Source organism: Ruminococcus sp. RTP21204st1_B2_RTP21204_210225, from assembly GCF_040914135.1.
GTDB classification, from domain to species: domain Bacteria; phylum Bacillota; class Clostridia; order Oscillospirales; family Ruminococcaceae; genus Hominimerdicola; species Hominimerdicola aceti.
On sequence record NZ_JBCPGA010000006.1, the window covers coordinates 107,222 to 116,815 of the forward strand.

The 9,594-nt window shown below is 45.3% G+C and carries 10 protein-coding genes; all 10 read right to left on the minus strand.

All coding sequences use genetic code 11. From position 1 onward, the window contains the following. Positions 1–4: 4 nt before the first annotated feature. The 10 genes from AB5123_RS04100 to AB5123_RS04145 all read right to left on the minus strand — a co-directional run bounded on the left by AB5123_RS04100 (position 5) and on the right by AB5123_RS04145 (position 9,356). Complete coding sequence (locus AB5123_RS04100; protein ID WP_368364543.1) at positions 5–2,338, minus strand: penicillin-binding transpeptidase domain-containing protein; 2,334 nt, start codon at positions 2,336–2,338, stop codon at positions 5–7. A 155-nt stretch (positions 2,339–2,493) separates the two neighbouring features. After that, complete coding sequence (locus tag AB5123_RS04105) at positions 2,494–2,970, minus strand: cell division protein FtsL (protein ID WP_022288349.1); 477 nt, start codon at positions 2,968–2,970, stop codon at positions 2,494–2,496. A 73-nt stretch (positions 2,971–3,043) separates the two neighbouring features. Then, positions 3,044–3,979, minus strand: coding sequence for a 16S rRNA (cytosine(1402)-N(4))-methyltransferase RsmH (gene rsmH, locus AB5123_RS04110; protein ID WP_022288348.1), 936 nt, complete (start codon positions 3,977–3,979; stop codon positions 3,044–3,046). Then, complete coding sequence (gene mraZ / locus AB5123_RS04115) at positions 3,979–4,398, minus strand: division/cell wall cluster transcriptional repressor MraZ (protein WP_256320806.1); 420 nt, start codon at positions 4,396–4,398, stop codon at positions 3,979–3,981. Before mraZ ends, rsmH begins: the two co-directional genes overlap by 1 nt. A 772-nt stretch (positions 4,399–5,170) precedes the next feature. Continuing rightward, positions 5,171–5,701 (minus strand): inorganic diphosphatase, encoded by a 531-nt coding sequence (locus tag AB5123_RS04120; RefSeq protein WP_117924157.1) that lies wholly within the window; start codon positions 5,699–5,701, stop codon positions 5,171–5,173. Between the two features lie 19 nt (positions 5,702–5,720). Further along, positions 5,721–6,284, minus strand: a complete 564-nt coding sequence (locus AB5123_RS04125) for a hypothetical protein (RefSeq protein ID WP_022288345.1) — start codon at positions 6,282–6,284, stop codon at positions 5,721–5,723. A 183-nt stretch (positions 6,285–6,467) separates the two neighbouring features. Then, a complete protein-coding gene (locus AB5123_RS04130) occupies positions 6,468–6,713 on the minus strand; it encodes an acyl carrier protein (protein ID WP_022288344.1) in 246 nt (81 codons plus the stop codon). Then, positions 6,706–8,505, minus strand: coding sequence for an HAD-IIIC family phosphatase (locus AB5123_RS04135; protein ID WP_368364544.1), 1,800 nt, complete (start codon positions 8,503–8,505; stop codon positions 6,706–6,708). Before AB5123_RS04135 ends, AB5123_RS04130 begins: the two co-directional genes overlap by 8 nt. Before the next feature lie 45 nt (positions 8,506–8,550). Continuing rightward, positions 8,551–9,156, minus strand: coding sequence for an L-2-amino-thiazoline-4-carboxylic acid hydrolase (locus AB5123_RS04140; protein ID WP_337811958.1), 606 nt, complete (start codon positions 9,154–9,156; stop codon positions 8,551–8,553). 35 nt (positions 9,157–9,191) lie between these two features. Next, on the minus strand, positions 9,192–9,356 hold the full coding sequence (locus tag AB5123_RS04145; RefSeq protein WP_181979739.1) for a hypothetical protein: 165 nt from the start codon (positions 9,354–9,356) through the stop codon (positions 9,192–9,194). Between the last annotated feature and the right edge of the window lie 238 nt (positions 9,357–9,594).

The following is a 9,594-nucleotide window of genomic DNA, read 5'->3' on the forward strand; positions in this document are numbered from 1 at the left end:
TTTCTTACTGTGAGCCTACCGAGGTCACTGCAAATGTTACCGACACAGCTGTTCCCATTGGAACGCTCTGTCCTGCTCCCACGCTCTGATCGGACTGTGCAACTGCACCCTCCTCCTCATAGCCTGAGCCTTCTGCCGTCAAGTTAAGACCATACATATCAAGCGTAGCCCTTGCCTGCTCCTTTGTAAGTCCTTTAAGTTCAGGCACCGTAACAGTTTCTTCCTTGGCGTTTGCTTCTGTGTAAAGCACAACCGATCCGCCATGCTCTATCTTTGCGGCAACAGGCGTCTGCTTAACAACAGTGTCGCCCTCGCCCTTGACCTTGACCTCAAGCCCAAGATCTTCAAGTGTCTTTTTGGCTTCCTCAACAGTATAATACTGAACGCTAGGTACTGATACCTGCAAGTCTGCAAGCTCGCTTTCGTCATACTCAGGGAAGATACCCACATAAGGCAGAACGTCTGAAAGCACGTTCACGCATATAGGTGCTGCCACCTGGCTTCCGTAGAATTTCTCGCCCGTCGGGTGGTCTACCATTACGAGCATTACTATCTCCGGATCGTCAGCAGGAGCGAATGCACAGTATGAAGAAACATACGTCTGACCGGTCGAGTCCTCGTCCATTTTCTGTGAAGTACCCGACTTACCGCCTATCCTGTATCCCTTTATATAGCAGTTAGAGCCAGGCTGACCTTCAACAACGCCCTCGAGTATCTCTCTCATAGAAGCGGAGGTGTCCTCAGAAATGGCCTGACGTCTTACAACAGTGTCCATTTTCTTTACAATGTTGCCGTTCTCATCAGTTATACTGTTCACTACCTGCGGTGTAACAAGATAACCGCCGTTTATAGCCGCCGAGTAAGCTGTTATCATCTGTATCGGCGTTACCTTATTTGTCTGACCGAATGAAGATGAAGCAAGCTGAACAGGGCCCATGTTGCTAAGTGGCATACTGATAGAATTTGATTCCGCAGGCAGGTCGATACCTGTCAGCTCGTTGAAACCGAACGCATTGTAATACTGACAGAACTTTTCAGAGCCAAGCTTCATGCCTATCTGAATGAATACAGGGTTACATGAGTTTAGCATTGCCTGGGCAAGATCCTGCGAACCGTGGTCGGTAGTTGACCAGCAGTGGAAAGTCGTGTCCTCCACCTGTATCTGAGTGCCGCAGCCAAAAGTATCATTAAGAGTGATAGCCTTTTCTTCCAAAGCCGAAGCACCTGTTATGACTTTGAATACAGAACCCGGATTGTATGTTTCTGAAACCGCCTTGTTCTTCCACTGAAGCGACCATGCGTCAAGCTGTTTCTGCTTGTAATCGTTTGAATCTTCATCAAGCCCCGCAAGCTCCGCCGCCGTCTTTTCATCGGAGATAGCCGCAGGCTCGTTAGGGTCATAAGGATCAGAAGTCGCCATTGCGTATATCTGACCTGTCTTAGGATTCATTATGATACCGCAGGCTCTGTCAGTAGGCTGATTTTCCTCAACAGCCTTTGCAAGCTCTTTTTCAAGGATATACTGAATGTTGGCGTCGATATTCAGATTAAGATCGTCGCCGTCCTGAGCGTCATAGCTCTGCTTGTATCTGTATGGTATCTCAGTTCCGTCGCTTGCCTTTGCAGTGATTATTCTGCCGTCAATGCCGCTGAGATAATCGTCATAGTAAGCTTCAAGACCATATATGCCGTTGCCCTCATAGTCCGTGTGACCAAGCACAACAGAAGCAAGAGTATTCTGTGGATAAAGTCGCCTTGTGGTAGGGTCGCACCTTACGCCGTCAATGCCAAGCTCCGTTAGCTTATCCTCGATAGCCGTGGAAACGGTCTTTTCCACCTCTTTTTTCAGCACGATGTACTGAGTATCCGTCTTAGTGAGTTTTTCTCTCACAGTGTTAGTGTCTATCTCAAGATTGAGTGCCAAAAACTCCACAAGCTCGTCAAGACATTCGTCCCCTGATTTCGTTGCGTCAAGTCTTTGCTGATATGTAGCCTTCTTGGACGCGTCGTCCTCTTTGGCTATATATCCTTTAAGCTCCTCTATCTTCTTGTCGTTGTCATCAAGCTTTTCTTTGAGCATAAGAGGGTCTGCATAAACAGTATAGACCGTTGCGCTCTGAGAAAGCACCGTTCCGTTTGAATCATAGATAGTGCCTCTTGACGCTGAAACAGCCGTGCTTTTAAGCTGCTGAGCGTTTGCAAGGGACTGCCACTTCTTGCCGTCCTTTATGGACACCGAAAAGATGGTCGCAACCGTATATATAAGTATCGCCGCCACAGGCAGGCTCAGCCAAATATTCAGACGTTGTTTCATTCTGGCACTTGGTCTGTCGGTCATAAATATCTCCTCTCAGGACATCACCGCACATACAAAATCTTCAATAATTTAGCATGATACGGCAAATATCGTATTTTCACACATACAAATTAATAGAACAAGAAAGCTAAGCACAAATATCTTGTCCCTAACTTTCCCCATAATTATTTTATTCACTAAGCCCCGATATATTCCAGAACAGAGCTGAACCAGTGTTTTATCTTAACGAACACATTGTCGTCCTCGGCCTTTACCACCTTTGCCACCGAGTCTGACTCCACAGTAACATACTCTATCTGAGATTTATCCAGCTTTTTAAGTCCCAGCTCATTCTCAGCATACTCCTCGACCTTTGACATATTGGTCTTCTGAGCAAGCTCTGACTGTAAGCTTACATTCTCACCCTGAAGCTGAGCAAGCTGTTCCTCCTGTCTGGTCTGCTCCGAACATAGGCTTGATATTTCGACTCTGCCGTATATCATCGTTCCAAGAACAACGGCCACCAGCAGACAAATGCCTATCACAGCTACTACCGATATGGTTTTCTGCTTTAGTGCAGGGTTTTTCTTATATTTTATGGCTCTCTGAGCCTCCGCCTCCTGAGCGTTGTCATAGGCACTGTAATCAAATGCCAAGTTATGTACCTTTGCCATTGCGGTAAAACACCTCTCACGATCCACGGGCAAGCCCGTTATTTACACATTCCCAATTTCACACAAATTTCACTCAGTCCTTGATCTTCTCGATCACCCTGAGCTTAGCGCTGCGGCTTCTGTTATTCTCCGCAAGCTCCTTTTCATCAGCTTCTATAGGCTTTCTGTTCACAAGCTTTCCCCTAGGCGTTCTTCCGCATATGCACTGAGGAAAATCAGGCGGACATATACAGCCCTTGCAGAAGCTCTGAAATCTCTGCTTTACCAATCTGTCCTCCAGCGAGTGGAAAGTGATTATGCAAAGCCTGCCGCCCACGTTAAGACAATCGAACGCCTTGTCAAGAGCGATATTCAAATGTTCAAGCTCCTTATTTACCTCTATCCTGATAGCCTGAAAAGTCTTTTTGCAAGGGTTTTTCTCACGCCTTGCCTTCTGCGGAACTGCGCTTTTTATTATCTCGGCAAGCTCCATAGTTGTCTCTATCGGTTTTTGTTCTCTGTATTTTACTATCTTAGAAGCAATGCTTCTTGAAAACTTTTCTTCGCCGTACTCGAAAATTATCCTCGCAAGGCTCTGATAATCATATCCGTTAACAACGTCCTTGGCGGAAAGTCCCTCCCCTGACATCCTCATGTCAAGAGGTGCGTCATTGTGATAGGAAAAACCTCTCTCCGCATTGTCAAGCTGATAAGAGGAAACGCCCAGATCCATAAGAATGCCGTCAGCACCGCTTATGCCAAGCCTTTCAAATATCTCGTCTATCTCAGAGTAATTCCCTCTCACAACAGTCGCAGGATAGCCTGCCAACCGCTCAGTCGCAGTTTTCACCGCCTCGGGATCTCTGTCTATAGCCACAAGCCTGCCGCCCTTTTCGCCGTCAAGCCTTTTAGCGATCTCTCTCGAATGTCCTGCTCCTCCGGCAGTGCCGTCGCAGTAAATGCCGTCAGGTCGAATGTTCAGACCCTCCAAGCACTCATCAAGCAGTACGGGAATGTGGTTAAATTCCATTAAAAATCAAGCCCTTCCAGAGCTTCCATAAGCTCGTTATCATCAATGCTGCTGTTGAAATCATCCCAACGCTTTTTATCCCATATCTCACATCTGTCAGATACTCCGGCCACAACGATCTCCTTTTCAAGCCCTGCCACCTCTCTCAGTGACTGCGGAACAAGTATCCTGCCCTGCTTGTCAGGCTCGACCTCGCACGCCCACGCCATAAAGCTTCGCTGTAAAGCTCTCGCCTTAGCCATAGGCAGACTTCTGATCTTTTCGGCTCTTTTCTCAAAATCCTCAAGGGAATAAACGAACAGACAGCCGTCTATACCTTTAGTTACAATGAACCGCTCGCCGATAAGCTCTCTGAGCTTAGTAGGAAAAGTCATTCTTCCCTTAGCGTCCATAGTCTGATTGTAAGTTCCTTTAAGCAAGCACGCCAGCAAGCCGTTCACCTCCCTTGACCGAGTTAAGCAATGAAATGCCACTTTTGAAGCACTCATCACCACTTTTTTGCACTTTTAACCACCGTACAATAATTATACACTATATTATAGAAAATTGCAACAGTAATATTTCCCAAAGTGAATTTTTGCAAGGGATTTTTCTTGGACACTTGGTCAATTTAAGAGAGATTTTAGGGGGATTTTGTAACTTTCACCTTTTAATTTGTCACCGTCTTGTAATTTGTAAACTTTTAATTAATTTTACGTCATACGATATCTTGTGGTACTTTAAACATTTGCGCCTGTATAAAGATAGCAGATATTTCCGCGAAACTCACACACATTCACATCGTATTGACCTTATAAAGTTATTGTAACACAACATATAGTATACGTCAATAGGTTTTGCGAAAAAAAGCACAATTATTTCTGACGCTGTGACAGAAAAAGCAAGAAGGGTGATGAACGGTAGAATATAGTGTCGCAAAAAGGTTAAAATTCGGTAACAAGGAAATTTGTTTTCTAATTTAATTATTACACTATCCGATTTTGTAAATTTTCATTGCTTAGATAAAGAAAATAAAGTTTGAAGAGGAATGGAGCATGAGAGAGGGTTTTTAACGTTAAAACAGCCAAAAATAATAGTAAAATTGCACAAAACCGCAAAATAAAGTGGCAAAAAAGGCAACTGCAAGGGTAGAAATACAATATGCAGTAAAAAAGCGGACGCACCGGGGTGCGTCCGCCAAGCCTCAGTTATTTACTTGCAAAAATTCTCAATGTATCTGTCGATACACTGTGCCACGATCTCAGTAGCGTGTTCACGATCCTTAACATCATCGACCACAGTGTCCTTGTGTTCAAGTGCCTTGTATACCGAGAAGAAATGACACATCTCATCAAAAATGTGCTTAGGCAGCTCTGAAATGTCCTTATATATGTTGTATGTAGGATCATTGAGCGGAATGCAGATTATCTTCTCGTCAGCCGCACCATTGTCAAGCATGGAGATAACGCCTATAGGATAACAGTCAACCAAAGACAAAGGTGCAAGCGTTTCCGAGCAAAGCACAAGTACGTCCAACGGGTCGCCGTCCTCTGCATACGTCCTGGGGATAAAACCATAGTTTGCAGGATAGTGGGTCGATGTGTAAAGTATCCTGTCCATTCTCAGAAGACCCGTGTTCTTGTCAAGCTCGTATTTTACCTTTGAGCCTTTTGGTATCTCTATTACCGCCGTGAATTTTTCCTTTGTTATCACCTTTGGTGAAATATCGTGCCAGATGTTCATGTACATTCCTCCTGTATTTTCATTCAGCTTCGTACATACCCTCAGACTTTAGATTTTCAGGTATGTCAAAAACCGTTTCGCCGTCCGCCTCAACGCATGAGATACAACCGGCGTTGTCCTCGTTTATCAAGTCCCACAGTGTTACAACTTCATCTTCACCCACAACGTCTATCCCAAGTCTGTCAAAAAGCTTCTCAAGCTTCTTTGGATTGCGTGAGTATATCTGAAATTCCTGATAGTCTGTGAAATATATCTCCTCGTCATTCTTGTGCGAGCCAAATCCAAATCTCGATACTCCGTCATTTACAAGCACAGTGCCGTAACGCTTCATTATGGCAAGGGCGACCTCTTTCGTGCAGTTATCAAGATAATAAGTCTTGTATCCATCTCTCTCGCTGTCAGGAAGCTCCAGAAAGAAGAATATAGGCTCAGCGAGCTTCTCTATCACACCGCAGGCGACCTTCGCCATGATGTCACAACTCAGCACACCCCTTATATTATCCCCCTGAATGTGACAACAAGACCGCAGTTTTTCCGCTCCGCCCACAGATACGCCCTGACAGAGGGTAAAATTATCTTCCATAATATCCTCCGTAAAATAGTTTTATTACCAATAGTATAAACCATTTTCGCAGATATTTCAAGTATAACCTATGAATTTACATTAAAAGTTTACGGCAGTACAGCCTTTCAGCCATACCGCCGCTAGAATTCACAAAATTCAAAAAAAGAACAGCGTTCTCACGCATATTTCGCAAACAGCCTGTTACTTGCCTCTCTGCTCAATAATGCCGATCATCTCGCCCACATCTTTCATACCCGAAACTTCGCCCATTTTGAACCTCATCTTGAACTCGTCCTCCACCGCACCGATAAGAGTGATATGCTCGATAGAGTCCCAATCCTCGATATCATCAGCCGTGGTGTTCTCGTCCACCTCCAAAGTATCATCATCAAAAACATCTCTGAAAACATCATCAAGTCTTTCAATTATCTCGTCCTTGCTAAGCATAATGCTCCTCCTCCACCTTTATAACAGTATTTTTATCCTCATACCCCTCAACTAAAAGCCGCCAAGCCGTGTTGCCCTCTTCGTCCTGAGATATCTTCTCAAAGCCGAAGCTTTCATAAAGCCCTGCCACCATTTTATTTTTCGCCGTAGGGTAATAATGCCCGTATATCTCTCTTATGCCACGTTTTTTTGCTTGTTCCACAAGACTATCCAGCATAGCAAGTTCCATATCCCTTTTCAGCACACGGCATGACATCAGCCAAAGCTCGATATCAAGCCTGCCCTTGTCCTCGCTGTCTGTCTTTCCGATAGTCACCGCCACAACGCCGTTATCGCCGAATTTGTCATAAAGCTTTCCATACAGCCTTATGTATTCATCAGAGTTATAGACCGTCTCCATTTGCTCCGCAGTGTATCTCTTTGTGGTGAGATTGAACTGATTGCTCTTGTTGGTGAGCTGAGTTATCCTTTGCAGATACAAAGGCGAAAAATCCCCTATCTCTGCCGTCATTTCAAGACTCAAAAGATAATCATGATAATCCGCAAACCTGCTCTGCGCCTTTGCACGCTGAGCGTTCGCCCTGTACATATCATTGCGTTTGAGATCGTCCTCCGACAGCGTAACAGTTTCAAAATATCCCGAACGGTCAAGCACTCTTATGTAGTCCGTGACCTCCCCTATCTCAGGCACAGCCGTTCCCCCAAGCTGTCCCCTGACTATTTCCCTCTCCGCAGGGTTATCGTCCACAAAAACAAACGCCTCAGAAAGAATGTTAAGCTCCTCCGCTGTGTCAACGATATTTTTGTTCTTTGGCAGCCAGTTGGCTTTTATCGCCACAAAATCATCAGGCCTTAGCACACCCTCAGGGTGGGAAAGCCCAGCCAAAGCGTTCTCTTCCTCGTTTTTGGAGCATACCGTCAAAAGCACGCCCAGGTCCTTGTGCGCCTTAACATACTGCTGAAACTCAAAATAAGCCATTGCCTCAGCCGTTTCCTTGCCTATCTCCAGATTTTCCACACCGTCGTCACCAACGATTCCGCCCCAAAGAGTGTTGTCAAGGTCAAGAGCCAGCGCCTTTTTGTTCTTGCCAAATATAGCCTTTATAATATTCGCCACCTGAAAAGCCAGCTCAGGTATAGCCTCGATATTTAGCGCATATTTGTAGAGATACCAATATTTCGGCTCGCTCCACTTTTCAAGCCCATATGCCGCTGACAGCCAGTTTATATCATTGAGATAAACCTCAGGCCTCCGGGATATCCTGTCATACAAAGCCGAATTGAGCCTTGTGACGAAGTTCACCTTTCCACGCCTGTCGGAAGCGTCCATGTTTCCCATAAGGCGGAAAAACGGAAGTTCAAAATTGTTCTGTATCACAGGACAGCCGAAATGCTCTTTCACTCCGTCCCAAGCCTGAGAAAGCCTGTCAAGCTCAGCGTTTAACCCCTGCTCTATCTCCTCTTCACCCGACCTAGGGGTAGGTGAAAAGCTGAGGTTTCTAAGGCTCGTGTGTATATAAACGATATCAGGTTTAAAGCGGTCAAGCTCCTCGTTTGAGAACACAGCGTCCTGCCAGAACTGTCCGTATTCCGATTGATAGAACTCACATTCAAAGCCCATGTCAAGCAAAAACAGCTCCAATACCGACACGATATCGTCCGTAGTCGAGCCACCCAGCACAGCCACCCTCTTTTTCAGCCGCACCGCCCCATCGCCCAAAAGCTGCCTTTTCAGCGACCTTTTCTTTTTCATTATAAACCCATTGTCAAATGGATACTCCAACTCTTTCATTCTTTTTTACCTTCTCTTAAATAACTCGCAGCCCCTATGAGCCTGTCACTTCTTCCTGCTATACCTAAAATCGCAGTATGGTGCACCCTCAGCAATAGTTCCCGTCCTAACGAGTTTCATGTTCATCATGTCCGCCAGCACAAAATCCATTCTGCATATGTAAGCCGCCAGTTCAGGACACCCCTCGTCCTTACAAAGCTTGCACGCCCCACATTCGTGATAATCATACCCAAGGTCATATTCACCATTGCCCGGCAGTATGTCCACCACCCAGTCGTTTTCATATAACCTCTTGTTACTGTCTTCCGACCATTTCAAACGCCCCGGCATCTTCTTAGGGTCAAGATAACTGTCCACATCACCCATGACCTTGTGAAAAAGCTTTGAAGTGCAAAGCCCGTCACGGAATATCTCAAAATTCTCCTGCGCAGACTTCCCTGTGCTCCTGTTCATGGCAATGTAATAGCTCGCCATAATGTACGAACTCAAAAGCTTTGACTTACCAATATCCTTAGCCCTCGCAACTATCTTCCCATGTTCTTCCTCTATCTTCTTAGCCACCTCTTTAGGAAAGCCTCTCCTTTTAAGCTCCGCCTTTACCACACTGTGATAAAAGTGAAATATCATCTTCACACTAAACGTATTTTCCATATTTTCACCTTTCTATCCGTTAAACAACACCAACTCTATTCCCGATTATCCATATTGTAAATAACGCAAGCAAACCCGGTTATCACCGCAAACAGTATCGCACCGCCCATTTCCTCCTGCAATGCTGCCCCAACAAAATAGCCAGCCATAGCCGCAAAAAACATGATAACAACAGCCGCCACCGTCCTAAATTTTTTCATAACGCTCAACCTCCAGCCTATCTCATATTATCCAAAGCCATAAAGTGAAATATCATCTTCACACTAAACGTATTTTCCATATTTTCACCTTTCTATCCGTTAAACAACGCCAACTCTATTCCCGATTATCCATATTGTAAATAACGCAAGCAAACCCGGCTATCACCGCAAACAGTATCGCACCGCCCATTTCCTCCTGCAATGCTGCCCCAACAAAATAGCCAGCCATAGCCGCAAA